The 25765-nt window shown below is 44.4% G+C and carries 27 protein-coding genes; 22 read left to right on the plus strand and 5 right to left on the minus strand.

All coding sequences use genetic code 11. The features are described from left to right. Positions 1 to 3: 3 nt before the first annotated feature. From TX85_RS06030 to TX85_RS06040, 3 genes are all read right to left on the minus strand, one after another. Positions 4 to 849: an ABC transporter ATP-binding protein gene (locus tag TX85_RS06030; RefSeq protein ID WP_044478204.1), complete on the minus strand. Its 846-nt coding sequence runs from the start codon at positions 847 to 849 to the stop codon at positions 4 to 6. Between the two features lie 229 nt (positions 850 to 1078). Then, positions 1079 to 1630 (minus strand): thioredoxin family protein, encoded by a 552-nt coding sequence (locus TX85_RS06035; protein WP_044478206.1) that lies wholly within the window; start codon positions 1628 to 1630, stop codon positions 1079 to 1081. A gap of 14 nt (positions 1631 to 1644) precedes the next feature. Then, positions 1645 to 2244: a MauE/DoxX family redox-associated membrane protein gene (locus TX85_RS06040; RefSeq protein ID WP_148444339.1), complete on the minus strand. Its 600-nt coding sequence runs from the start codon at positions 2242 to 2244 to the stop codon at positions 1645 to 1647. A 206-nt stretch (positions 2245 to 2450) separates the two neighbouring features. On the opposite strand from TX85_RS06040, the gene TX85_RS06045 reads away from it, so the two are divergent. The 3 genes from TX85_RS06045 to TX85_RS06055 all read left to right on the plus strand — a co-directional run bounded on the left by TX85_RS06045 (position 2451) and on the right by TX85_RS06055 (position 4849). Further along, positions 2451 to 2903 (plus strand): hypothetical protein, encoded by a 453-nt coding sequence (locus tag TX85_RS06045; protein WP_044478208.1) that lies wholly within the window; start codon positions 2451 to 2453, stop codon positions 2901 to 2903. Between the two features lie 24 nt (positions 2904 to 2927). Then, entirely contained in the window at positions 2928 to 4109 is a 1182-nt protein-coding gene (locus TX85_RS06050; RefSeq protein ID WP_049894826.1) for a cysteine desulfurase family protein, read from the plus strand. 236 nt (positions 4110 to 4345) lie between these two features. Beyond that, entirely contained in the window at positions 4346 to 4849 is a 504-nt protein-coding gene (locus tag TX85_RS06055; protein ID WP_044478209.1) for a DinB family protein, read from the plus strand. 4 nt (positions 4850 to 4853) lie between these two features. On the opposite strand, the gene TX85_RS06060 is transcribed toward TX85_RS06055, so the two are convergent. Next, positions 4854 to 5795 carry a zinc-binding dehydrogenase gene (locus TX85_RS06060; RefSeq protein ID WP_044478210.1) on the minus strand — a complete coding sequence of 314 codons (942 nt, stop codon included), beginning with the start codon at positions 5793 to 5795 and terminating at the stop codon, positions 4854 to 4856. Between the two features lie 122 nt (positions 5796 to 5917). On the opposite strand from TX85_RS06060, the gene TX85_RS06065 reads away from it, so the two are divergent. The 12 genes from TX85_RS06065 (at position 5918) to TX85_RS06120 (ending at position 17188) form a co-directional block, all read left to right on the plus strand. After that, entirely contained in the window at positions 5918 to 6817 is a 900-nt protein-coding gene (locus tag TX85_RS06065; protein WP_044478212.1) for a hypothetical protein, read from the plus strand. A gap of 65 nt (positions 6818 to 6882) precedes the next feature. Next, a complete protein-coding gene (locus tag TX85_RS06070; RefSeq protein WP_044478213.1) occupies positions 6883 to 7368 on the plus strand; it encodes an NUDIX hydrolase in 486 nt (161 codons plus the stop codon). A gap of 19 nt (positions 7369 to 7387) precedes the next feature. Beyond that, positions 7388 to 7867 carry a DinB family protein gene (locus TX85_RS06075; protein WP_044478214.1) on the plus strand — a complete coding sequence of 160 codons (480 nt, stop codon included), beginning with the start codon at positions 7388 to 7390 and terminating at the stop codon, positions 7865 to 7867. Positions 7868 to 7884: 17 nt separating this feature from the next. Further along, a complete protein-coding gene (locus TX85_RS06080; protein ID WP_071784164.1) occupies positions 7885 to 8124 on the plus strand; it encodes a DUF3977 family protein in 240 nt (79 codons plus the stop codon). A 313-nt stretch (positions 8125 to 8437) separates the two neighbouring features. Then, positions 8438 to 8692, plus strand: coding sequence for a PQ-loop domain-containing transporter (locus TX85_RS06085; protein WP_233500629.1), 255 nt, complete (start codon positions 8438 to 8440; stop codon positions 8690 to 8692). A 10-nt stretch (positions 8693 to 8702) separates the two neighbouring features. Beyond that, a complete protein-coding gene (locus TX85_RS06090; RefSeq protein ID WP_044478216.1) occupies positions 8703 to 9224 on the plus strand; it encodes a hypothetical protein in 522 nt (173 codons plus the stop codon). 53 nt (positions 9225 to 9277) lie between these two features. Further along, a complete protein-coding gene (locus TX85_RS06095) occupies positions 9278 to 10351 on the plus strand; it encodes an acyl-CoA dehydrogenase family protein (protein WP_044478217.1) in 1074 nt (357 codons plus the stop codon). 246 nt (positions 10352 to 10597) lie between these two features. Further along, complete coding sequence (locus tag TX85_RS06100) at positions 10598 to 12016, plus strand: beta/gamma crystallin-related protein (protein ID WP_049894827.1); 1419 nt, start codon at positions 10598 to 10600, stop codon at positions 12014 to 12016. 237 nt (positions 12017 to 12253) lie between these two features. Then, on the plus strand, positions 12254 to 13606 hold the full coding sequence (locus tag TX85_RS06105) for a hypothetical protein (RefSeq protein ID WP_044478219.1): 1353 nt from the start codon (positions 12254 to 12256) through the stop codon (positions 13604 to 13606). A 65-nt stretch (positions 13607 to 13671) separates the two neighbouring features. Then, a complete protein-coding gene (locus TX85_RS06110; protein WP_044478220.1) occupies positions 13672 to 15804 on the plus strand; it encodes a hydantoinase/oxoprolinase family protein in 2133 nt (710 codons plus the stop codon). Positions 15805 to 15828: 24 nt separating this feature from the next. After that, positions 15829 to 16536 carry a hypothetical protein gene (locus TX85_RS06115; RefSeq protein WP_044478221.1) on the plus strand — a complete coding sequence of 236 codons (708 nt, stop codon included), beginning with the start codon at positions 15829 to 15831 and terminating at the stop codon, positions 16534 to 16536. Further along, positions 16529 to 17188, plus strand: coding sequence for a GntR family transcriptional regulator (locus tag TX85_RS06120; RefSeq protein ID WP_044478222.1), 660 nt, complete (start codon positions 16529 to 16531; stop codon positions 17186 to 17188). Before TX85_RS06115 ends, TX85_RS06120 begins: the two co-directional genes overlap by 8 nt. A 92-nt stretch (positions 17189 to 17280) precedes the next feature. Here TX85_RS06120 and TX85_RS06125 read toward each other — a convergent pair whose 3' ends face one another. Beyond that, positions 17281 to 19440 (minus strand): alpha-amylase family glycosyl hydrolase, encoded by a 2160-nt coding sequence (locus TX85_RS06125; protein ID WP_081671654.1) that lies wholly within the window; start codon positions 19438 to 19440, stop codon positions 17281 to 17283. Between the two features lie 495 nt (positions 19441 to 19935). On the opposite strand from TX85_RS06125, the gene TX85_RS06130 reads away from it, so the two are divergent. The 7 genes from TX85_RS06130 (at position 19936) to TX85_RS25275 (ending at position 25440) form a co-directional block, all read left to right on the plus strand. After that, positions 19936 to 20559 (plus strand): hypothetical protein, encoded by a 624-nt coding sequence (locus TX85_RS06130; protein WP_044478223.1) that lies wholly within the window; start codon positions 19936 to 19938, stop codon positions 20557 to 20559. A 44-nt stretch (positions 20560 to 20603) separates the two neighbouring features. Continuing rightward, positions 20604 to 22169, plus strand: a complete 1566-nt coding sequence (locus TX85_RS06135; protein WP_044478225.1) for a PA2928 family protein — start codon at positions 20604 to 20606, stop codon at positions 22167 to 22169. 248 nt (positions 22170 to 22417) lie between these two features. Beyond that, complete coding sequence (locus TX85_RS06140; protein ID WP_044478226.1) at positions 22418 to 22744, plus strand: DUF3221 domain-containing protein; 327 nt, start codon at positions 22418 to 22420, stop codon at positions 22742 to 22744. A gap of 72 nt (positions 22745 to 22816) precedes the next feature. Then, a complete protein-coding gene (locus TX85_RS06145; protein ID WP_044479854.1) occupies positions 22817 to 23287 on the plus strand; it encodes an NUDIX domain-containing protein in 471 nt (156 codons plus the stop codon). A 38-nt stretch (positions 23288 to 23325) separates the two neighbouring features. Beyond that, positions 23326 to 23865 (plus strand): AAA family ATPase, encoded by a 540-nt coding sequence (locus TX85_RS06150; protein ID WP_044478227.1) that lies wholly within the window; start codon positions 23326 to 23328, stop codon positions 23863 to 23865. Positions 23866 to 24027: 162 nt separating this feature from the next. Then, complete coding sequence (locus TX85_RS06155; protein WP_044478228.1) at positions 24028 to 24696, plus strand: type 1 glutamine amidotransferase family protein; 669 nt, start codon at positions 24028 to 24030, stop codon at positions 24694 to 24696. A 102-nt stretch (positions 24697 to 24798) separates the two neighbouring features. After that, positions 24799 to 25440: a copper amine oxidase N-terminal domain-containing protein gene (locus tag TX85_RS25275; RefSeq protein WP_049894829.1), complete on the plus strand. Its 642-nt coding sequence runs from the start codon at positions 24799 to 24801 to the stop codon at positions 25438 to 25440. The last annotated feature ends 325 nt before the right edge of the window (positions 25441 to 25765 follow it).

A 25765-nucleotide genomic window follows, 5' to 3' on the forward strand; every position in this document is an offset into this window, starting at 1 on the left:
ACATCATACGATATAAGCAACGCCTATCATGTTCGACAATATAATGATGAGCTGTGCCAAAAATCTGCTGGTTTCAGATTGCTTGGTTAGTGTGGCTTTCTCATTAGCATTTTTCCAATAGAGGTGCTTCCATTTTTGCAGCAGAAAGGGGGTGAGACGAAAGAGCTTCATTTCTTTGGCTGCCGAGCGGCCAGTCATTAATCCCATAACGTAATTGGATTTGCGCTCTGCAACGGTTTGATTCATCATCTGAGCATAACGCCGCTGTCCTATCTTCAAATTAACAATTAAGGAAGGAACGAACAAGAGAATCATGACGATCGCAAACCATACATCTATCCGCGCCAAGTAAATGATGAACCATATCAGGGTTAGTGCCTGCTGCAGCAATTGCATAAGCGTACTAATCACCGTCAGGCCCCGAAATGCCATGCCCTGCGATACACGTTGCAGTTGGTCATAATATTCAGGCTTATCGAAGAAAACCAGAGGCAGATGAGAAGCTTTGATCGCGATTTGCTCATCTATGTAAAAGGCGGCTCGTTGCTTTAAATGGACAACCAAATATTCGTTAATACTCTGAATGGCATCCGATCCAATCATCAGGAGAAACTGCAGGAGTAACAATAAAAGAGCCATTTGGAGCTCGTTATGGCCTTCTATGATTTTCGTTATCGTATTTACGGTTTCCTTGACGATCCAAATTTGAGCAAGCGGAATGAAAGCAAGGATAACATAACAAATGCAGGACAAGGTTAATCTTCCCGGTGATGTTCTCCATAGTAATGGAATGATACGTATAAGGGTGTTGAGATTCTCGGCCATGCTCGTCTTCTTTGTGACGGTCATATGAGTCTGCTCCTTATGTAATATCAATAGGATAAAGGGAGGAGAAATCCTCCTCCCCGTCATGTATTAGGGCTTTCTAGCATTCGCACTTGTAGTAGATGGTTCCTTCGCAGTAGTAATGACGGAGTTTTTTGGTTGTGGAGCCCGGACAGTAGGTTGTAGTACAGTAGCTGTATTGGCAGTTACCCATATTATCACCTCCTTTCAAAAGGTAGGTAGAATGCTTTGACTATGCGGTTTGTCCAAGCTCGAAGAATTCATCGCTGTCCAGGAGCAACTGAAGATGCTCTTCCGTATTAATAGTTCCTTTGGCGATGACTTTGTGATTCGTCGATATAGCATAAGCAAACGGAAAGATCGTTGTCTCCAAGCTTTCCATCATGGATTCAGTCAGCACGCCTACAGGAATGGACAGAGCATATCTCGCAGCTAATTCAATCACCTCTTGGGGTTCGCCCATAACCATGAGCACGAAGTGAATATTTTGATTTCGTTCAGCTACGCGATTTAGACAAGGATATAGGGTTGAACAAGCTCCGCATCCGATGGCCGTCATAATAAATATCGTAGGCTGCGCTTGTTGAATAGCGATCTGGCGGTTGTTTTCTGAGAGAGCAGAGACACTTGCAATCGGAAAGGAGGCGCCTGCTTCTAGACCATGATGTCTCATGCCCAGCTTGATATCCAAATGTTTCTTGAATAAGGTAATGACACCGATCGAAAGCAAGAGAATAAGGATCCATTGGACGTAAAGGGTAGTTAATAGCATGGTATTGCTCATCAATATTTGTCCTCCTACATTTCAGATTTGCGCTTACGATACTCTAACTGAATGTTGAATAGGTTTAAAACAAGCAGAAAGCCTAGGGTGAGAAAAGTAGTCGCCGCAATTTCGTGAACGTTGTCAAAGGCTACGTAAGTAGTGATATCTGCGATGTTTACCAAAAGAACTAAATTGAGCGTAATGAGCAGGAGGATTCTTATGTATGAAATGAGGCCGAATCGTTCATTGCTCAAATTTCCGAAGCACTGACAGCGGACGCCTGTTTTTTGTCCAGTGTAAGTAGCCCATAAAAAACCTAGCGATAAGCAAATGAAAGCGATTACCGAACCAAGCAGAGTTGAGTGGCTTAAATACCCGATGCCGATCATCAGCTCAAATAACGGAATCAACCAAGCTCCCGGACGTAAAAGCGGATAAGGCAAATTAAGGGCCATTAAGGTTCTGCGAAAAGATTTCATGCTTGCCCACTTTAACGTGGCGGAGATCATTAGCAACATAAACAGTACCATTCGGATTAAGTCCAGTATTTGCATTGAGCAACTATTCCCTCCCATCCTTTGCGCAATCGTTTGCGCATGTGGCATTAAAAATGAAGAGATACGATCGATCATACTCTTCTTTGTCCTGAATGCTAAATTAAACCATATTTGTTAACTTGGACCGAGTATAAAACGCATACAATATTTTGTCAACACCCTATTTTTTAACATCAGAGATTTGAGAATTCCAGGGTTAAAATGATTGAATTGGATAATATTGACTTGAGTTTGCGAAAAAGGTAACGTATAAATTGCTAGTTTGGAGGGAGGAATCGAATGTGAAAAATGTAGAAAATGGTCAAAAAATCGGAGAGTTAATCCCCGATAAAGCCTACATAAACCAACATAATGCGACATTGAATTTACGTGCTATCAGAAAAAGGAAGGTTCTTTTCTTTATTTCGCTGCATTGTGTACGGTGCATTGATTTATTGCCCGAAATTAAGAAAGTACGGGAACCAAATACGGAGATTCTTTTATTTTCCTCAGCTGATCAGGAGGATTTACAAGAGTTGGCCCATTTTTTCCAACAGAAGATTTCAATTGTCTCTCTTAGCCGCGAGCAAGCAAAGCTTGATTTTCAAGTCTATGATTATCCATTTTGTGTTGTCGCGGATACCAGCCACTGTATATACAGCAAAGGGGCAGCTTATAACGCGGTGGATGTTATGGAGCTTATTCATCACCGCGGGGGAAGTAAGTTCTTGAAGATGTTTGGCAAAAGGATATGATCAATTACTTGGGAGGCCGATCCTATGAACAAGCTATATTTTGATTATTGCGCATCCGCACCGCTGCATCCTCAGGTCATTCACAAGCTCATAGACAGCTCCGTAAATTTGTATGCAAATGCATCCTCTACACATGAAATGGGATTTGAAGTAAATCGAATAATTGAAGCATCAAGAGAAAGGATAGCGAATGTACTCCATGTAAAACCATCCGAAGTTATTTTCACCTCGGGGGCAACCGAAAGTAATAATATGGCGATCTTAGGGGTTGTTCGGGCCTACATGAAGCGAACCAGTCAAATACCTCACCTGATTCTATCTGAAGTTGAGCATTCGTCGGTGTACAATTGCTGCAAGCAATTAAGGGATGAAGGAGTTGAAGTAACGTTCTTAGGCGTAGATAGGTCGGGAGTAGTCAATCCTTCTGCTTTAGAAAAGGCTATTCAAGATAATACAGTGCTGGTAAGTATTATGCACGTGAATAATGAGACGGGAACGATTCAGCCCGTTCATGAAATCGGAAGGCTGCTAAAAACTAAACCCGCCATTCAATTTCACGTCGATGGTGTGCAAGGCTTTGGCAAGGCAAACTTAGACCTTGAGGATATTGATTTGTATACATTATCTGGACATAAAATGGGGGGACCTAAAGGCATCGGAATCTTAATAGCAAAAGAGGGTGTGGAGCTGATGCCGCTTATGTACGGCGGAAATAATGAATTTGGGCACAGGCCTGGAACGACCAATGTCCCTGGAGTAGTATGTTTAACCGAAGCGGTTGAATTATCCATTGCGGAACAAGCTGAGAAGACGACGTATCTAACTTCATTACATCATTTTATTTATTCGAAGCTACAATCAATCCCTGAGCTTATCATAAATACCCCTGAACCCCCTTTGTCAGCGCCGCATATCATAAACTTTTCTTACCAAAACAAGGGAATTACCTCTGCGATCATGATCAGTATTCTTGCCAAGAAAAATATCGTCGTATCGTCGCAATCCGCATGTTCATCCAAGGCTAAAGCGAGCCGTGTTCTAATGGCAATGACCCATAATGAAGAGATTGCATCGAGCAGCATTAGGCTTAGCTTACATGAGTCTGTTAGCTTTGAGGATGCAAAATATTTAGTAAATTCAATTACAGAAATGATTGATCAAATCAAATCGACTAATAAATTTCAATTGCTGCTCCATCAAAAATAAACTAAAATTAAAGTATCGCTGGGAAGAAATTATTGGTGGTTTCAATTTTCGACAATTTCACTTCCTTTATGACATGGATATGTAACAGAATTAGGTTATCAGATGTATAATCATGGTAGAAGCCAAGACCCCAAACGACTCACCCAAAGATAAGAGCTATCTATGGGCTGGGTCGTTTCTTGGTAATTTGATGAAAAACAGGACTAGCAAAAAAAATGTTAGGGGGATTTATGAATATGGAGCTTAAAGAAATCAATCAGAACTTAGAAGTAACTAGAGCCGAATTACTTGGAATTCTTGACGGGTTGAGCGGAGATCAAATAAACAAACGGAAAGATGCTGAAAGCTGGAGTATTAGCCAGGTTTGTCAGCACCTCTTTAAAACAGAAGAGTTATATATCGTAGCCATCAGGAGGGGATTAAAGAGCAAGGAAGATTCAGTTATAGAAAACAAGCAGGTTGAATTTCTGCTTGATCGAAGAAATAAATTAGAAGCACCTGAAATTGCAAGACCAACCAATGAATTATTAGAGTATCAGGTGATCATTGAGAGTTTAAACAACACAAGACAAAAGCTGCATGAACTTTTAAATGCGGTAGAAGATCCATCGGTGCTGAGTAGAAGGCATTATTCACACCCGGTGTTTAAAGAGATGCTATTAATTGATTGGCTGAAATCCTTGTATGTGCATGAACAAAGGCATATTAAACAAATTAAAGAAATTATAGATGAACATTAGACAATCAATCTATGTGAAGAACGGCTTTTCCAGAGAATTTCCGTTCCTTGAGATCACGAGCCACGGTGGCAATGTCGTTCCAGTTAGCCTCCACTTCGATTCGGGGAATCAATCGTTTTTCTATGACGAGCCGGGCCAGCAAACTCAGATCGTCTGCGACTGCTTGACGAGTGGCCTCCTCACCTAGGAAGAAGCTGTACAAGGTTTTTCCGCCGCTGGTCACCAGATTCATCATATCGATGGTCGCGGTATTCGAAGAAGAGAATCCTAGCGCAACGCAAACTCCTTGAGGCGCTAGCTGCGGCAGCAACGCCGCTAGTGTATTGCCGCCTACGGAGTCGATGACGAGATCATACGGTCCAAACTGGCGGGCAGATAAAATTGCGGAATATCCAATAATCACTTCGTCGGAACCGGCCTCACGAACAAGCGCGGCCTTCTCTTCCGTGCTTGCCGTACCTACAACGAATGCGCCGGATTGGGTTGCAAGCTGATGGGCAAATAGCCCGACCCCGCCGGTAGAGCCAGTAATGAAAATGCGCTTACCAAGCAGCATGCCGCCTTTTCGGAGTGCATAAAGAGCCGTGAGTCCTGCCACGGGGAGGGTTGCTGCCTCCGCAAATGAGAGCTTTTCCGGGATTTCTGCAAGCATTGATACAGGGGCGGCGACTTGCTCGCTCCAGGCTCCCATCGGGAGCAAACCAACAACCCGGGCCCCTTTTTGCGGACCTGTGCCACTCTTGGCCGGCTCGATGACAATTCCGCCGAAGTCCCAGCCGGGGCGGCTGGAAGCTTTCGAATCGTTAGCGTCTTTGATTTCACCGCGATTGAGAGAGAAGGCTTTCACTTGCACAAGTGCTTCCCAAGGCATGGCTTGTGGGGGGGCAACTTTTTTGAATGCCAAATTTGACGGGGCTAGCGGATCAGTTACAATGGTACGAATCATAGGGTTTCTCCTCCATGTATGGTGGTGTGCCATTAGATATTTTTCATTTTCAATGAGGAGTATACTTTAAATACATGTTATACCCAAGTGCAGAACTACACTTCATAAGAGGGGGAGAGAAGATGGATCTAGCTGCGGAGAATTCAAGACATAAAATTGTCGTGGGTGAAATTGAAGCGCTGCGGATAAAACGGCAGCAATCGCTTGCCTATCAACCCAACCCGCATTTGAAACGATTTACTCAACAAGAGCTTAATGACGAGGCTTTTCCTTCGTATAAAAACTTGCTGGTTGGTCGTACCCGCCGTATACCGGCTCGTCAGACGATGATAACTATTGCAGAATATTTGGAGTGTACATCCGATGAGCGCAATGATTTGCTGTTGGCAGCCGGTTACCTTCCGATTCAGACCGAATTGGAGGGAAGGTCGTTGGAGCTTGCATTGGAGCGGGCCCGGCAAACCATGAAAGGCATTCCTTTTCCTGCGATGATTGTAACCCACACCCAGGACATCAAGGGGTTTAATGAGTCGTTTAGCCAATTGTTTGATATCCCTTTCGACCGTTCATATGACGGATTAATGAATAGGATCGATTTACATTTTAATTCGGACTTACCTATACGGCCTCGCTCCACTTTCGACAAAGCGTCATTTGAGCAGTGGGAAGAGCATGCCATAAACGGGATACGTGCCTTCAAGAGGGAGCACATGCTCTCGCGTTATGATAAGTGGTATCAAAAATTGTTTGATCGAGTTCAAAAATATAACGTGGATGACTATCTGGATGTGCCGGATACAGAGGCAGGGGCTGACCATACTCAGACTATATTAGCCGAAAGGAAAAGCTCCGGTGAGCTTGTTCCGATTACCTACAGACAGATTTCAATTTCTGAAGGAAGCAGCTTGTATCCGCAAATTGAGGTTTTCCTGCCAGTAGATACTGCGGCCCGTGCAGTATTCGAGAACCTGGGATGTCCCGTTGACTGTACATCTTTTGGAGCGGAGAAAAATAGGGGTTAACATGGACAAAATAGAGACTGATATAAGATTGTACGAAAAATACAATAAATGCGGGTGATTCGCAGATGTTTTATGTAAACGCAAGAGCATTTGTAGAACGTCAAGTGAACAATACAACTGAAATAATTGTGCAAACTCGGAATAAAATAAATGAGCAAGCACTGGAATTGCCCGGAGGCAGATTAGAATTATATGAACCGATCCTGGATGGTTTGAGACGAGAGGTGTACGAAGAGACGGGGTTAACTGTTATAGAAGTAGAAGGCAGTCAGAAATATGTGGATACGCGGGGCATTAATCCAGATTTCGAGGTGGAATGCCTGGAACCGTTTTGTGTATATCAAACCATTAAAGGGCCGGTTGATTCTGTAGGGATGTATTTTATATGTAAGGCAGAAGGCAATCTGTTAGTAGTTGGGGATGAGACTAAGGATATACGATGGGTACCCATTGATGAAGTCAGTAGACTGATGATTGAAGATCCTAGACAATTTTCAGACGTTGACCGGGCAGGAATTAAGTATTATTTAAAGCACAGATTTGAGAATTAGTTAAGAAACGGGGATGTTCATGGCCTACAAATCGATTTTAATTGACCAAATAACTGCATGTTACAACGATAAGAGTTGGTTCATTCCTCTTGAGGAAATATTAAGGGATTTAACATCAAAAGAAGCAGCCTATAAAAGCGATGAAAAACAATCTATATGGTCCATTGTGAATCATCTTATTTTTTGGAATGAGAGATGGCTTGAGCGTTTTGAAACTGAGAATATTATAATGAGTAGTACGATTAATAACGATGAAACTTTTTATTTGGATCCAAATTGCATCAATGAACATGAATGGAAGAAGACACTAATTAGACTTGAAAATATATTTAGTCGTTGGATAGAAGCGTTAGAAAAATGCGAAGAATCAAAGCTAACTAAAGTGATTCCTGATTACTATGGTGCTGCCTGGTGGGGCGTGGTTTCAAATTTATCTATTCATAATGCCTATCATATTGGTCAGATCATGTTACTAAAAAAGCAAATGAAAGATAATTAATCTCAGGAGAGGATTTATTGAAGAAGTATATTGAGATAGGGATTGGCAACACGTGGATGGTCAGAACGGAAATTGAGCATGAAGATGGAACAGAGACTGAAATGAAAGGCATAGTCCGACCGTTTAGATTAAGGTCAGTCTATTTGAGGCTTTGGCTAAGAAGAACTGTCTTCATTCTTGATCTTAAAGAAGGGTTCAAGATTCAGACCAAGAGTAGAAAGAAGTTCAAAGTAATACTTGGATTTTATGGGGTTTGATCACACTAAGCAATCTATTCAGGTGCGCAGATAGATGAGGAAGAGATTAAAAAGTATGAGTATACTGATTTTGAGGAAGAAATCTATGGAATGGATCAGTTTATCGGGGAACCGTCTTATTGGAACCGGGGAATCGGAACACAACTAAATTAAAGAAACAGTATCTTGAGAAACATGAATATCATGAAGGACAATTTAGAGACTGTTGGCTAATAGAGTATGAAGAAATTAAGTATATAAAATGAAGGGGAGTTATCTCGAATAGGTTTTATAAAAAGGCTGAACTGCGAGGTGGATTATGATTTTTTCTGTGATGCAATTGACGGGTGGAATTATACTCTCATTAGGCTTTATACCGCAGATTGTTCAGATTTTTAAGACCAGGTCTGTAAAAGACTTAAGCTTGAAGTCGTATTTGTTAATGTTATTCGGAATCAGCCTTATGGAAGTTTATGCAGTCAGTTTAGTGGTTGAAGGAACAGGGTTGGCTTTTTTAATGACCAACACACTTTCATTTATGATGGTTTCAATTGTTATCTTGCTGATTTTGCGATTTCGTTCTCGCTAAAGGAGTAGAAATGAAGAAACTAATCGTTCTGTTATTGAGTATAATAATTATTTCAAATGCTGTTTGGAGTTATGTGTTTTTTATGGATGTTAATAAACCATCGGACACTACCATACAAGTTTACAATCTCAATGGTGACGGAGAAATGTGGGATATGAAAAATTACCAAGTTATAGTCACGCCAAGCCAAATACTTCGGGGTCATGGCGGATTGGTGTTCAAGGGTGATCCACAGGTTATAGAGAATAGTACTTATTATGGATATGAATTTAAAGAAATGAACAGTAGTGGCAATTATGAGACTGTATACTCTAATATAGCTAGTTCCCAAAACGCCCCAATATCGATTCTAATGAATCTTAACATCGGTTCTATTACAGGGGAATATTCCTATGAGGAGCTGAACAAGGATAAACAAAATTATGAGAATACTACAGTAACTATTACATGGAGTGATAATAAAGGTGAACTCCATTCCGAAACAATAAACCTTGATATTACTAGTGAAATCACTCTCAATGAAGGAGATTAATATGAGGGAATAACAGAGAGAAGGTTTGAAAAAATCGATCGAGAGGGGTCATTATGGCGTATACACAGCAAGAAATCGAATTCATCAGGCAGCATTCACTTGACATGGACAAGAATCGGAGGTTTCCGAAGGCCGTTCTTGATTTTATTTACGACCGGCGTTTATTTCATCTGTTCGTTCCGAATCAGTTGGATGGAAGAATGACGGAGCTGCCGGAGGCTGCTCGTCAATTTCAAGCATGTTCCAGGATCGATGGCAATCTGGGCTGGGCGGTAACCATTGGAGCGGGCGGCGGATTTTTCGCGGCGTTGCTGGAGCACGATGTCAGCCAGCAAATTTTCGCTCGGCGAGAGGCGGTTATTGCAGGCAGCGGGATGCCGACGGGGACGGCCAAGCGGGTCGAAGGAGGCTATATCGTCAGCGGGAGCTGGAAATATTGCAGCGGCTCGTCTTATGCAACGACCTTTACGGCCAATGCGGTAATCGAGGCTGCAGAGACATCGACTGAATCGGATTGTACAGTATCTGCATCTGTAGAGAAGGAGATACGTGCTTTTGCTTTTCATCCGGAGCAGATCCGTATTCGTCCGGATTGGAACGCTTTCGGCCTTCGGGCGACGGCTAGCCACACCATTGCCGCGGATGAAGTTTTCGTTCCGGAACATCGGACATTTATGTTTGACAAGACAATGGGTTTTGAGAACGAACCCATCTATCGTTATCCATTCCTGCCGTTCGCACAGGTGTCCTTTGCGGCGGTGGCTATCGGCATTGCCGAGCATTTCCTCGAAGCAGCTGAAGCATTGGCTGTAGAGAGAGGCGGCGGGACCTACGTTATGGACAAACTTAAAAAGCACTCCGATTACCTTCGGGATTTCACGACAACCTTTTACAAGAGCGTTGAGGCCTCCTGGCGAGAGCTGCTTCTTCAAGGAGGAATATCGGCTTCCACTGAAGCGGAAATAACCGCTGCGAGCATTGGGGCAGCCAAAACAGCGTTAACCTGCGGTCAAGCCTTATTTCCGCTGTTAGGGTTGGCAGCAGCCATGGAAGACAGCGAGGTTAACCGGTGCTGGCGAGATCTTCAGACGGCATGCTCCCATTCGCTGCTGCGGAGCTATTCTTAAGGCCATTTCAGAAAGGAGTCGCATCGGATGTCGATGCGGCTTTTTTGCTATGTTTGGCTGAACTGGATGAATATCATACGAGTAAAGCAGATTCCCTCCTTAATCAGCCTTGGATGTTTTTTTATTATCTCAAAGTTATTTTGTGGTTGCATTATCTACCAAAATTCATTAATCTATGTCATGTAATGTAATAATATTACAAATTATTAAAATTCAAGGAAACAAACAAACGAGGAGGAATGTATTGTGAAGAAATCATTGATTTTCTTTATGGTGTTGGTCATCGTTTTGTGTTCCCTTCCCCAAGCTCCGGCAAGGGCCGCGAGCGCTCCGCCCCCAACCTGGCAAGAGCACTGGTTTGAGCATAAGGAGTTGCTCAAGCTGGCGTACTATAATGATGAGGTGGCGGTTTATGTAGATGATGATATCGACCCGAATCAAATTGGCTGGATCTACTCGACGGCTGCCGATGTATGGAGATATACCAAGCAAACTTATGGCTCCATGGGCGGGGATGGTCGACTTTACGTCATTGTCCATAATAAAAAGTATAGCGGCGGCCATCCGGGCTACGCTTATAACGCCGACCACGACTACCGCAATGTCATCGATATCGGCGGCTCCGACTTCAAAAGTCCAAGCGGCTGGAATCTGGATATCCTGGTTCATGAAGTGGCCCATATCGTGGAGTTCGCGGCTAATGACACGAAGGGTTCCCCAGCCTTCAGACTGTGGGGAGACAGCAAGTGGGCTGAAATTTATCAATATGATGTATATAAAGCATTAGGATTAAACAGTGAAGCCCAGCGAATTTACAATAGCTTCACCAGCAAGGCGGAAAATTTCCCGCAAGCAGGAACCTACTGGTTTAAAAACTGGTATTATCCGATTTATAGTAACTATGGAGAAAAGCAAGTGCTGAATAGATATTTCCAGTTGTTAGCTCAACACTACCCGAAAAATTCATCCGGTCAGTATACGAGAAATATGAATATGGGCGAGTATGTACACTTTATGAGTGGCGCGGCCAAGGCCGATTTGAAATCCCGGGCCGTCACTGCTTTTGGCTGGCCAAGTGAATTCGAAAGCCAATATCAGGCGGCACGTAGGGAATTCCCTCAAGTCACCTATGGGGACACGATCTCGGAGGGGGCTATCTTCTATGGGAACGCCAATTATGGGGGTTATGCTGTAGCACTTGGGGCAGGCTCCTACAACTACAATGAAATGGTAGCGGCCGGTATTGCAAACGATACGCTTTCTTCGTTGAAGGTAACTCCTGGTATTAAGGTCACCCTCTATGAACATTTGAATTTTGGCGGCGCGCAAAGGGTGATTACGTCGGACGTTGCATCTCTCGGTGATTTTAATGATAAAACGTCCTCTCTCAAAGTTGAAAGAATACCTGTAGTTTATAGGGATGCCGATTACAAGGGGGCCGCTGTCAGCCTGGATGTTGGCAGTTATAGCGTAAGCGATCTAGTCGCTAAGGGAATCCCCAACGACTCGATTTCTTCACTAAAAGTACCGAGCGGCCACAAGGTCACCCTTTATGAGCATGGCGATTTTCGGGGAGCAACCAAAGTGTTGCTGGGTGATACTTCCTATCTCGGTAATGACTTTAATGACAAGACATCTTCTATAAAAGTAGAGCGGACCTCTTAGATCGATATCATTGATGACGGGAAACTATGAATCTTTCATGGTTTCCCTTTTTATTTTCTATTTATGAAAAACAACTTACCGTTTAAAGGACGGGACAAGCTTTGTGTGCGGAAACCTATTGACGTTATCTAGATGACATGATAATATTTGACCGAATAACTAACATGTCAGTAATCAAAATAGCATGTTAGTATGTTAGTTCTTGCTTTTTTATTCCTAATTTAAGGAGGGCATTTTGTGGATGTAACGAACTATGTAATTGGTTTCTTGATGGTCTTATCATTTTTTGGGCTCGTGTGGTATTGCGTGAAGGGTTACAATCTCATGGTTGGTTTTTTTATCATGTCGGTGCTGTGGACGGGTATCGCTTTAATTGGCAATGCGATTTCGCCCAATTCTATGATGGAAGGGCAGACGTTCGTTTCCGTGCTGACAAATGTATTTCAGACAGGGCCGGAGAACTATGGCAAGGCTATTCTTGTAAACGTTTTCTTCGGAGCGTTTTTTGGCCGAATCCTGATGGACACCGGCATTGCTGCCACACTGATTCGTAAAGTGGTAGAACTAGGCGGAGACAAACCGCGTGTGACGATGTCGCTGCTCTGTATTGTGACAGCTGTTATTTTTACGTCCATGACCGGGATTGGCCCCGTCATCTCCATCGCTGTTATCGTGCTCCCGATCATGTTGTCCTTAGGTATTCCTTCCTCAGTAGCGTTATTCTCCTTCATGGGCTCCATTATGGCCGGGATTTTCGGAAATATCGTGAACTTCAAACAGTATCAGGCCATCTTTGCTACCGCTAATGAAAGCTACGCCAGCTATGATTATAATGCTTACTTTAGCTTCGGAATGATTGCGATGGCCGTCTCACTGGTCATCGTGCTTATTGTGGCCAACCTGTCTATGAACAATAAAAAAATCTCTCGTGCCTGGGCAGCCACTACACCTGAAGAACAGAACACTAATGATGCGCCTGCTATTTCCTGGATCTCCATTATTCTGCCGGTCATCGGCGTGGTCCTGTTCAAAATCCCGATTATTTTCGGATTTATCTTTGCTGGCTTGTTCGCCCTGTTGACCTGCGGCAAGCTTAAAGGCGGATTTGCGAGTGTTTGCCGGATGTTATCCAAGCAGTTCGCAGATGGTGCCATTGATGTGGCGCCGATGATCGGATTCTTGCTGACCCTTGCGATGTTCAACAATGCCGCTACATATGCCTCGCCTTATTTTAAAATTCTGTTCGGCGGCGTGATGCCGCAGACAGCCTTGTTATTATGTATTGTGTTTGCCATCCTGACACCGCTTGGCTTCTTCCGCGGCCCGATGAACCTGGTCGGCTCGGGGGCAGCTATTCTGGCTGTAGTCGTCTCGACGGCGGCATGGCCCGTGCAATTTCTGTACCCGTTGTTCGCCGTTACGACGGTTGCGCCGCAGCATCTGGACGTCACCCAATCCTGGGTTGCCTGGGGATTTGGTTATACCAAGGTTCCAGCCAGAGACTTCATGAAGATGTCTATTCCTTCCGGCTGGATAATCGGAGTTATACTTTGTGCCGTCGTGTTTGTGATGTACGGCAGCTTGGTTTAATAGAGCAAGCCGGTTGCCGTACAAAGGACGGCACCGGCTATACAAGGATTGGAGGATGGACAAACATGAGTAGAATTATTCGCATGGGAATTGACGTAGGGGGAACCCATACCAAGGCGGTAGCCATTGACAATGAAACCCATGATATTATTGGGAAATCCTCGGTCAAAACTACGCATGACGACCCGCGAGGCGTGGCTGCCGGAGTCGTCAGATGCTTCCAGAATTGCTTGACGGAAAATCAGATTCAACCAGAGGATGTTGTTTTTGTCGCGCATAGCACCACACAAGCGACCAATGCGCTGATTGAAGGGGATATCGCCCAGGTTGGCATTATCGGGATGGGCAAGGGCGGATTTGAAGGTTTTCTGGCTAAGAGGCAGACGAAGTTGTCAGACATTGACTTGGGGAACAGTAAGGCAATTAAAATATATAATCATTTTATCAATGTCAAAAAAATGACGGAAGAGACTGTGGTGCAAGTGATCGAGGACCTGGAAGGGCTGGGTGCGCAGGTGATTGTCCCGTCGATGGCCTTCGGCGTGGATAATGGCAGACCGGAGCAGCTCGTCCATGAGAAAGCGGAGAACAAAGGGCTTCCTACCACCATGGCGTCCGATATTACGAAGCTATATGGATTAACCCGCCGCACAAGAACGGCGGCGATTAATGCCAGTATTCTCCCTAAGATGCTGGATACGGCCAATTCCACCGAGCAATCCGTTAATGAGGCCGGCGTGCATGTGCCGCTTATGATTATGCGTGGTGATGGGGGAGTCATGGAGATTAGTGAGATGAAGAAGCGCCCCATTCTCACGATGCTCTCTGGTCCGGCCGCTTCGGTGATGGGCTCTTTGATGTATTTAAGAGCCTCCAACGGAGTTTATTTTGAGGTCGGTGGAACCACAACGAATATCGGCGTTATTAAGAATGGTCGGCCTGCCATTGACTATTCCATCGTTGGCGGTCATCCTACCTATGTCAACTCGCTGGACGTTCGGGTGCTTGGGGTAGCCGGAGGGTCCATGGTTCGTGCTGACAAGAACGGGGTCATCGATGTGGGTCCAAGGTCTGCGCATATTGCCGGGCTTGACTATGCCGTATTTACCGACCCGGCTAACATCCAAGGACCTAAGGTGGAATTCTTCTCGCCCAAGCCTGGCGACCCTGCAGATTATGTGGCGATTCGGCTGGAGAGCGGGGAGCGGGTGACCATTACCAACTCCTGTGCAGCCAATGTGCTTGGCTTGGCCAAGGAAGATCATTTCTCCCATGGCAATGTTGAAGCGGCGAGAAAGGCGATGCAGGCGCTGGCCGATTACTGCGGTTCGACAGTCGAGGATATTGCCCGGCAAATCATGGAGAAGGCGTACGCCAAGATTGAACCTGTTATTTTGGCGCTGGCGGACAAATACAAGCTGGAGAAAGATCAGATTTCTCTCGTGGGTGTCGGCGGCGGCGCAGCTTCGTTGATTGTTTATTTTGCCGAGAAGATGGGGCTGAAATATAGTATTCCTGAAAATGCGGAGGTCATCTCTTCGATTGGCGTTGCGCTGGCCATGGTTCGGGACGTGGTGGAGCGGATCATCCCATCGCCTTCCAAAGAGCAAATCAGTGCCATCAAGCTGGAAGCGATGAATAAGGCCATCCAAAGCGGGGCTACACCGGAAAGCGTAGAAATTCATATCGATATCGATCCGCAAACCTCGAAGGTCACGGCCATTGCTACCGGCTCTACAGAAGTGAAAACCAATGAGTTGTTGAAGGAATGCAGTGAAGAAGAGCTGCAAGAAATATCCGCAAGCGATATGCGTATTCCGGTGGAACGGACGCAGCTCTTGCAAAAGACGAGATACTTTCATATCTTTGGCGAAAAGACCGACAAGCCAGGAGATGCCGGGGCTATTCGTATTGTGGATAATAAAGGGTTTATTAAAATCCAGCGCGGTCATGCGCTGGCGATCAAGACGACAGCCGGTAACTATTTGCAAGCTGTGAAGAAGCTGTGGGAGGATATGGCCGTATATAAAACAGAGCTTATTGCCCGGCCTGACTATTATTTGTGTATCGGGGCGCGAGTGATGGACTTTACGGCATCCGAATTTGAACAATTGGAGCTGCTGATGGATATCGAGGTGTCCACCTTCGAACCGGATGAAGAAATTATCGTGGTTGCCGCCAATATGAAGCAAAGCTAAGATCGTCCGAGAAATGGAGGGGCTATGCAGAATCCGAACCAGTTAGAGGATATGATCGAGACGTTGTTGCAGGTGGACGACCAAGCCTGGGGAGCGTATGCCTTCTCCAGAGATGTACTAAAGCGCCGAATACGCCCGGAGCAAATAGCGAAGATGACGGACGAAGCCATTTGCTGTGGTAAAAATTATGCTAAGCGCATGATCGCTCATTACGGCTGTAAGGATGTGCGTTTGCTTGCCGAGAAGATGAAGATCAAGGTCCAGTTTGTGCCCTCTTCCATCACAGGCAATCGGATTCTGTTCGCCTGCTATACGCCGCCGGACCACATCGCCATTATGGATGAACCCATACGCAGGGCGGCGTTATTGGTATCGCAGGAGGCCCCGGGTTTGGTTGAACTATTCCGGCAAGATGATATAATGAATACTATCTTGGGGCATGAAATATTTCATGCTGTAGAGGATCGGTATGAATCGGAAATGTATACGCGGACCGAAAAAATAGTCCTGTGGCATTTTCTTGGTTTGAAGAACTGCTCGAAGGTACGCGCGCTTAGTGAAATCGCCGCCATGTCGTTTACTCGGGAACTGAATAGACTAGACTATTCCCCGTTTATTCTGGATTTTCTGTTGTATTTCAGTTACGATTCCTCCGGCGCAGAGAGCATTTATCGTGACGTTCTAGGAGTGGGTTCAGGAAGGTGTAGGGAAGCCGTTGAAGATCATGAATAACAGCAGCTCATTAAACGATGTAACTTACAATAAAATCAAAGAAGACATCATGAACATGGCGCTCGAGCCAGGGATGGACGTAAGTGTTCAGAAGCTGTCCGAACGTTATGGCGTCAGCCGGACGCCAGTTCGAGAAGCGGTTGTGCGCTTGCAGCAGTCCGGGTTGGTGGAAATCTATCCGCAACGCAAAACGGTGGTGTCCAAGATTGACCTGCAGCGGGTACGTGAGGAATGGTTCATCCGGACTTCGCTGGAAGCCGCGGTGGTGGATGATTTCATTCGTAAATGCAGCGAACTGGTTGCGGACACGATGCAGGAACTGATTAACAAACAGAAGAAGTATATGGACAAAAAGCATTTTATCGAGTTTTACCATAAGGATAATCGCTTCCATCAGTTGATCTTCGAGACAGCGGGAGTATCGCTTGCCTGGTATACCATCGAGGAGGTGGCCTCCCACTATAACCGGATTTGTCTGCTGCATGGCAAAATGGAGGGTGCGCGGCAGTCTCATATTTCTCAACATGAGAACATGGTGGCCGCCATTCGGCGTCGTGATGTCGAGGCCTTGCGCCAAGCGGTGAAGGAGCACTCGGGCAGCCTGCTGGAGCAAGTGAATAGCATGTCCAAGCAGTACCCGCAATTTTTCTAATAGATATTTAATAGATAATGATGATGCTAAATGAATAAAACCGCAGACACCCCGCTATGGGATGACTGCGGTTTTTTGATTACGCTTGACAACTATGGCTGCCAGTCGACCACAATCGTACCGACGCCGCTTGCCGGGGCGGTGTAGGTATGATTAGCCCCACCTTCCCAAGTGACGACGGTGCCATTTTTCTTGATAAATTTGAATTGCAGCTCTGTTCCGGCGGGCACGCTTACATCATAGTACCAGGACGGATAAGCGGCAATGATCTGATTGAAGAACGGACCGATCGCTTTGTCCGGGTCCCAGTTGCCTAGCTCAGCAGTATTGCCGGTTAAGTAAACATTCTCACCGAAAGCGGTGGTGGCGTTATTCACGACGAAGCGGACGGATACCTGATCACCTGTCAGCAGGTTGAAGCTATTATAGCTGTTGCTGTCCACGGAGCTTGCCGTGCGCACCTTGATACTCTGCTCGCCAGCAGTAGCCGCAGGAACAATCACTTGAATCTGGGAATCCTCCCATCCTGTGATCTGGCTGCCGGTGACCGCTGTAGTGCCGAAGTAGACTGTACCTTTGGTATTCCCAAAGCCCCGTCCGTCAATTGTCAGTGTCGTACCGGCTTTGCCCAAATCCGGTCCGATATTGCCGATGATCGGAGCTGTCTCGTTAGCCGCAAATTGCCATACGGCAGCAGCTCCCGCAGGCAAGGTGAATGCAGTTACGGCACCTGCAGAATTAACGGTTATGCTGTTACCATTTAGCAATCCCCCCAGTTCATCTGCATAGGTGCCAGCGGGAAGCGAGGTTAGCAGACCGGTAATGGAGGCTGATGCCGTCTCACTGCGGTTAATGGCAATCAGGGCCGCGCTGCTGCCGAAGCTACGCTCATAAATATAGACGTCGTTATTGATCCAGCGCTCTTGCGTGCTGCCATAGGCGATGGCCGGATTGGACTTGCGAAGCGGGGCCAGCTTGCCGATAACTTGATAAGCGGTGGTATCTGTCGAGAAGCCGGTCATGAAGGAGCGGTTCGCCGGATCGCCATTGCCGGACATGTATTGCTCTGTACCGTAATAGATAGCCGGTACGCCGCGCGAGGTAAGCGTGAAGGCCAGTGCTTGCTCTAAGCGGCGATTGTTATTTCCAAGCTTAAAGCGATCCATGTCATGGTTGTCAATGAAAGTAACCTGATCCTGGATATGCGTGTAATCGCCTTCGGTTTCGACGAGCATGTTGTTCAGTCCGTACATATTGTCGCTATTATCGCGGAACACTTGGCGTACCTTTTGTCCGAAGCGGAAATCGAGCAGACTCATACCGGATTCATTGGCGAAGTCAATATTGTTTGGGTCATATTCGCCTACGCCAAGGAACCATTCGCCGAAGGTAAATACCGGCTCATAGTTGGAGATATATGACATCCAGTTCTTCTGCCAGCCTGGCGGCATATGCTTGACCGCATCTACCCGGATACCGTCGATGCCCATATCGAGCCAGAGCTTGATGGCCTCTTTGAAGTAAGCGTCTGTTCTGTTATTGTGATGATTGATATCGGCCAGATCATATAGATTCCGATAGATGCCGTCCTCCAATGAGGAGAAATCAGTTCCCAGATTATGATGGAAGATACCGTTTGTATCACCGGTATAACCGGCAATCAGATTGCCATTATCGTAAAGCTTGCCATTTTCTGCGAAGGATGGTTGTGTCTCGGAGGCCGGTGAGGTATGATTTGGAGCAAAATCAATAATAATTTTGATGTTATTGGCATGAGCCGTGTTAATCAGATTCTGGAAGTCGCTCATGCTTCCGAACGCCGGATTGGTTCGCTTGAAATCCCGTGCCCAATAACCGTGATAGGCGGTGCTGTTTTCGCCCGAGTAGTTGATGATGCTATAGATGTTCTCTACAGGCTGGGAAATCCACAGCGCGCTTACGCCCATTCCTGCAAAGTAACCATCGTTGATTTTATCAATAATTCCTTGCCAGTCTCCGCCACAGTATAGCTTGAGGCTTGTACACCCTGGGGAGTAAGCTCCTCCGGTTGGGTTGTTGGAAGTATCCCCGTCTGCAAAACGGTCAGTTACAATCTGATAGATAACATCAGTGGAGAAGCCCTGTTTGTTGAGAACCGAGGTGTCAGGCGCTGCGCTTGCCGAAGGAATGGCCATGAACGGATTAAGCCATGAAGTGAATAGAAAGGTGGAAGCAATCACTGCAATCATTGATTTTTTAATCATCCATTTCATTGATCAAGCCGCCTTTCAAGTTTTTTTGTACTGCCTTGCGGGTGAAGCTAGACAACCTCCTTTCCTGCTACCCATACAAATAACCCCGCAATCTTCGGGTGGAAGATTACGGGGTTGTTCCTGAGTCAGCTAATGATCAGGGAAGCAGTGCCCTCAAATTATAAATGGATACCCTCGGCATATAGTTATAAGACGCACGTCAAGGATACGCTTTCATTTTAAATTACAATCCCATATCTGTCAAATGATAACATATTTTAAAAGAATAGATGATGATTAGAAGTTTATTGGTTTAGCGCTTTGGTCGGATACATGAATAGAGAGGAACTGCTATAATTTCCCTGTGTGGTAACAACTTTTGATGCTGCCTCTAAATGTCTGGACCATGATAAGCATATCTAAAAAGGAGGATAGAGCTATGATTAGTGATTCCGATTTGAAGCACCTGCAATCACTGATGTTCTCTTGAATATTAAAGAAGAATAGGAGATAACAATGTCCTGGAATCAAGCCCTTAAAGCATTTTGCGATCTTTATACAGCATCAAAATTATCAACCAAGTGGATTGTAGTCGGATCCGTTGGCTCGGTATTGCAACATGCCAGCATGAGCCCAAATGACTTGGATATCTATGTTAAAGACATTGAAGCTGTGAAGCAACTAGCAGGACTGCTGGCTCAATACAATTTAAAGAAAAAGTCTGAACGATCCTATTTTGATTCGGATTGGCGTTCTTCTGATGAAGAACCCTACTTTACTCAATCCTTTTCTTCAGGTTTTACATGGACGAAAGGCAAGTGGAAGATTCAAGATTTTGATGTGGAAGTCGTACACATCTCCAATTCTGCCGGAATACCTGATTCAGATTCAGGCGAAGGCATTTGGGAGGGCGGCAGATATATTTGGGAACTAATAAAGCATGTTGAATTTGAAAACCATCTCGTTCCGGTCGTGCCGTTGGAGATTCAATTGGAATCAAATATCAGAAGGAAGAGACAAGATCGAGTGGATGCTATTTTGAGTGCATTAATGCTTCATGGTTATGACAAGGAATTATTAGCGAAAGCATTATCGAGTAATAGTAAAGGATCATCAGAAACAGTTGCCGCACTTTTATAACTTGATCATTTTTCGTTATTTTTTGGAGAACAGGAGATGGTCTATTGCAGCTCAGTTTTTGGGAGAAAATGATTGACGCTTTTCGTTACAACGATGCCTTATGGCATAATATTTTTCTTACGATTATTTATGCTTTGTTCGCCTTGGCAGCTTGCTTCGCCGTAGGTAACTTTATTCGTTCAGCCAAACGAAGTAAAGACCGCGATGTGACGGAGCGACGAAATTCACCTCGTCCCTGGAAGACACTCTATTTTACCTTTGGAGGAGCTTTTGGCCTTCTGATTATTCCTTTACTCATATTCATTATTCTCAGTATTGTTTTGGGTGACGCCAGCAGTGCAAGAGCGAACAACCAGATCATTGTGTATGAACAGGACAACCATCAGGTGGCCGTTACGGTTGTAAAGAAGTTTACAGCTACTTCACAGGAATATGGCATTACCTCAGGAACAACCCATTCCTATTTGCAGGCTGTAGATATGAAGCGAGGACAAACACGATGGAAGATCAAGCTCCCTGATGGCAGTGAAACCAAAACTATTCTCGGGGAGACGGAAGCGAACATCATTGTGTTTAACGGAAAAGGCATTTCAATCGTCGATAAATCAAGTGGTGACGTTATCGCAGACCAGAAGACCTTTATCAAGAACAGCCCTGCACTTGATGGGCAGTTCGCTCCTAATCAGGATTGGTATATCTGGGACGATCATGGACAGCTTCTTCGCTTCAAAGGGGCGGACGGGCAGCTCTATGAGCTCGATCTCACCGAATTTACAGGCAAGGCTGTGCAGAACGTAGAAGCGAATAATTATCTTGATCAGCATGCCGGTCAATCTCTTTTCGATCCCGGGAACAACGGTCTTGTGCTATTAGCTAAGTCGGGTCTGGAAGACGGGCGTTACATCACCTTCTTGGGGCAAGAAGAGGTGCAAGCATTGAGCGCTCAGGAGCTTGAATCGTCGAGCTTCTCCAGCGAACGTAGACAGCTCTACATCGGAAGTCTTCATCAGATGGGCAAGCTGACGACAGAAGACCTTAAGCCTGTTATTGATCAATTCTTCATCCATGGAGGATTCTTAGCCGATCTTGAATCAGATCCAAGCAATCCCTATGCATTCGCCAGCCCGCCGGAATTCATAAGCCTAGTGAAAGAACCTGCGGCCCCTGATCCGGATCAATACAGAGACAGGGATGCTTTTTACAAGGATCGAGACAAATACGATAAAGCTAGAGGTGCCTATAGAGACCAAGAACAGAAATATAATGATCTGTTTAACAAATTAAAGAATCGCGGAGGCTATGTTACTGAACTAGCACCTCTATCAACAGGCCAGGAGGGTACCTTTGTGATAGCTCATCAGGACTCCACCCTACCCGATGCCCATTTGCTTTTAAGTGCTGTAGACACCGTGAATGGGAAGCTGCTCTGGACGATGGATACGAACATGCAGTCCCTAGGAACGCATAAAGTGCTGGATGGTTCCCTGGTCATTATGGGGATGTCCCGTTCAATGGAGATTACAGACATTCTTAAAATTTCGCTATCCGACGGTCACTTAATTGGTTTTAATCTAAAATATGAGCGAAGCTACGAACGCTCCCCCTCTTAATCAAAACGCTCTGCAGATGGATTTCTTCCATACTGTAGAGCGTTTTTTATAACGAAAGACTCAGATGACGCCGCTTCTGCGCATCGGGGCTATCGCCCTTTCAGTTATTGGATGTATAATTGTGGAAGAAGCTCAACAACCATTGATCCAGCCTGAGATAAGAGTTATATAGGGCCGGGTTATTTTGTTAAGTAACAAATGCGAAGTAAATGCTTGCGGAATGAAATAAATTCTAAAGGGGGCACTCCATGAAGAGAATTTTGTTATTGGTATTGCTGCTGACGATTTTTTCCGGATGTAAAATCAGTGATCAAACTAATAACCAGGCAGGATATGAAGGCGAAGGTTATATTTTGGAGGTAGCAGAAGACCGTATCTTAATTGTTGAACAAAAATATCCGGATAAGACTTGGGAAGAAATCATGAATGATTACGTTGGAGAAGCAATCTGGCTAAGAACTAAAACAAAAGATTTAAAGCCAGGTCAAAGAATTTATTACCGGATAAAAGGCGGGATTGATGAATCATATCCATCACAAGCAGATGCTAAAGAAATAAAGATAATCAATGAATGATTATGAAGTGGCGCTATTAATCCTGTATTTTTGACGGGTTCACAAACATAGGAGGGAAATTGAGTGAAGTATATGGATCATCCAAATAAGAAATATCATGTTCTTGCAAGAGGTGTAATGATCTCCTCTGAGTATATTTTAGTAGCGCATTGTATCGGAATGGATAATACATTTTTGCCTGGCGGTCATGTTGAATTTAATGAAGGATTAAAGGATACCTTGAGCCGAGAGATCGGGGAAGAATTAGGATTATCATGTGAGGTTAGCGGATATTTAGGAGCTGTGGAAGCTGAGTTTGAGGATTTTGATGCCTATCATCAAGAAATTAATCATGTATTCACGGTGATGATTCCGGATATTAATCACGAAAGAAACCCAAGCTCAAAAGAAGATCATTTGGAGTTTTACTGGATCCACATTAAAGACATGGAGAAACACAATCTCCAACCTCATCCAGTCAGAACATTAATAAAGAATTACTTAGAGAATAAAGTCCAAGAGTCCCATTTTTTTAGCACTTTTGATGATGGAAGTAGAGTGTAATTCGAGAAAGAACATACAAGAAGGAGGGATGTAATGACGTGTTAAATCAAATCCACATCGTTGGGGCATCTGGTTCGGGTACGAGTACGCTTGCCAAAGCAATATCAAAGGAGTTTGGCTATAAGCACTTCGATACAGATGATTATTACTGGTTACAAACCGAAGAACCATTTACAGAAGCACGACCAATTGAGGAAAGAATTAAATTACTTACGGCGGACCTCCAAAGCCATCCAAAATGGGTTTTATCGGGATCCTTATGTGGATGGGGGGACTTATTTATTCCGTATTTTGATCTGGTGATCTATGTATGGATTCCTAAGGACATCCGAATGAGAAGACTGAGGGATCGGGAAACATCAAGATATGGAGAGGATATTGACTTTGGTGGAAAGCGATATGAGTCATATCAGAAGTTCATAGCATGGGCATCCCAATATGATGAAGCGGGAAGAGAGATGAGAAGCAGGGCATTGCATGAGGAATGGTTGGAGGCATTGCCATGTAAGGTCGTGAGATTAGAAGGAGATATAGAGGTTGAGGAGAAGCTGGACTATTTGAAAGAGCTCTTAGTGTAAAGAAAATAAAGTTGTAGACCTACGTAAGTTCCTTAATAGGTAATTGAAAATGATGTTGAAACCTATTTCACATACGTCAGTCCCACGTTATGGTATTATAGAATATGTTTTATCGTTAAGAATTGGATGAATGTAAATAGTACATATGGGGGTAATTAAGTTTTGAAAACTCACTACTATCTCAGTTGGTTTAATGATTTTTTCCCAGAGAAGCTGGTCAAATGGTTGCATGAGGATATAACAGACAGAAAATCGCTTGTTATGATTAGCGGTCAACCGTCTGGTTATAAAGATGAGCAAGTTAACATTGATGATGTTTATGAAAGGGCATGGTTTGATCAGGCTAACATTATTTTTGATGAATATCATTTTATTGATTACCGCATGCAGAAGGAAGATGCCCAGCGATTCATTCGAAACGCTTCTGTCATTTTTTTATGCGGCGGCTATCCTGTTTTGCAGAATGATTTTTTGGCGGAATATGAATTATCGGATGCGATTAAGAACAGCAATGTCTTTACAATGGGTGCCAGCGCTGGTGCGATAAACATGTCTGCAAAATGGTTATGCTCGAAAAACGGCGGACATAAAGTTGAAACGAGTACGATTTATAATGGTATAGGCTTTGATCGGTTTGCCTACGAATCTCATTCTAGACTCGACTATGCTGCGCTGGTTCAAGGCTACCTGTTCCCCTTGTCTGAGGAGATGGATGTTTATGCGGCAGAACAGGAGAGCGCTATGCGTGTAAAGGACGGCAAAATAGATATAATGGGTGACGTATATTTAATTTCCCACTCAAAGATTCAGAAATTGGCTGAGACGTTCTAGTTAGAGTTAGTGGCTGTGACCTGTACTTAGATTAGAACATATTGTAGCAGGACTATAGACATGGTATATTCTCCCTAAGGATCTATTTTGGGGGGGAGTCAAATGAAAAAAATTAGCATTATGGTTCTTGTGTTATTTATGGCCTTTTCCCCGCTTGCCCATGCTCATTCTGGCAGAACGGATTCAAATGGAGGTCATAATTGTTCAGACAAGTCGAAGGCAAAGGGGCTATGTTCCGGCTACCATTATCATAATGGGGGGAATAGTTCCGGATCTGGCAGCAGCGGCTCATCTTCTACAACAAGTTCTAAGAAAACTACGACTACAACTAAGAAAACTACTACTTCAAGCAATAAAGATAACGAGGCAAGTAAAGTGAAAAAGAGCTATAGCGAGTCTAGTCTAACTGTTTATATTGAAGACGAAAAAGTTCAATTGGATCCAAAGCCCATCCTTTTTAACAGTGCTAACTATCTCCCACTGAGAGTGACAGCAGAGTTATTAGGTGCCAAGGTAGCTTGGGACCAAGGGACAAGCACAATTACAATTTCTAAAGACGACAGAACTTTTATACTTACTGTTGATAGTACTGCTGCAAAAATAAATGATGAGTCTACGACAATCAGCTCTGCGCCTATTTTAGTGAACAATGTTGTCTATGTCTCAATTAGAGTCATAGCAGAGGGGCTGGGGTATACTGCCAAGTATCAATCGGATACGGATTCTCTCTACATCAATAAATAGAATATATTCATCATGTTCCATGCTAAGCACGCTATACTACTTCGCCATTCGTCGCAGATCCTGCGACTTTTTTGTTATTTATCATAAATTGACGGAAGTAAGCAAAGGGAATTATGGCAGATGAATGGAATTAGTATGGAGTCATATTTGATAAATCCTCTCTTAGAAGTATTTGTTTTAAACGTATGTCTCAGGATACAGATTCGCACAAGGACCTTACCGAAGATCTAATCCATGTTCTTTCAGAGATGTAGTTTAGTCAGATGTATGGACTGAGAAAATCACAAGTTAGATCATTTACTTTGAGATGTAGTACGAGGTGGAA

It is taken from the genome of Paenibacillus antibioticophila (assembly GCF_000455265.1).
Lineage (GTDB): Bacteria > Bacillota > Bacilli > Paenibacillales > Paenibacillaceae > Fontibacillus > Fontibacillus antibioticophila.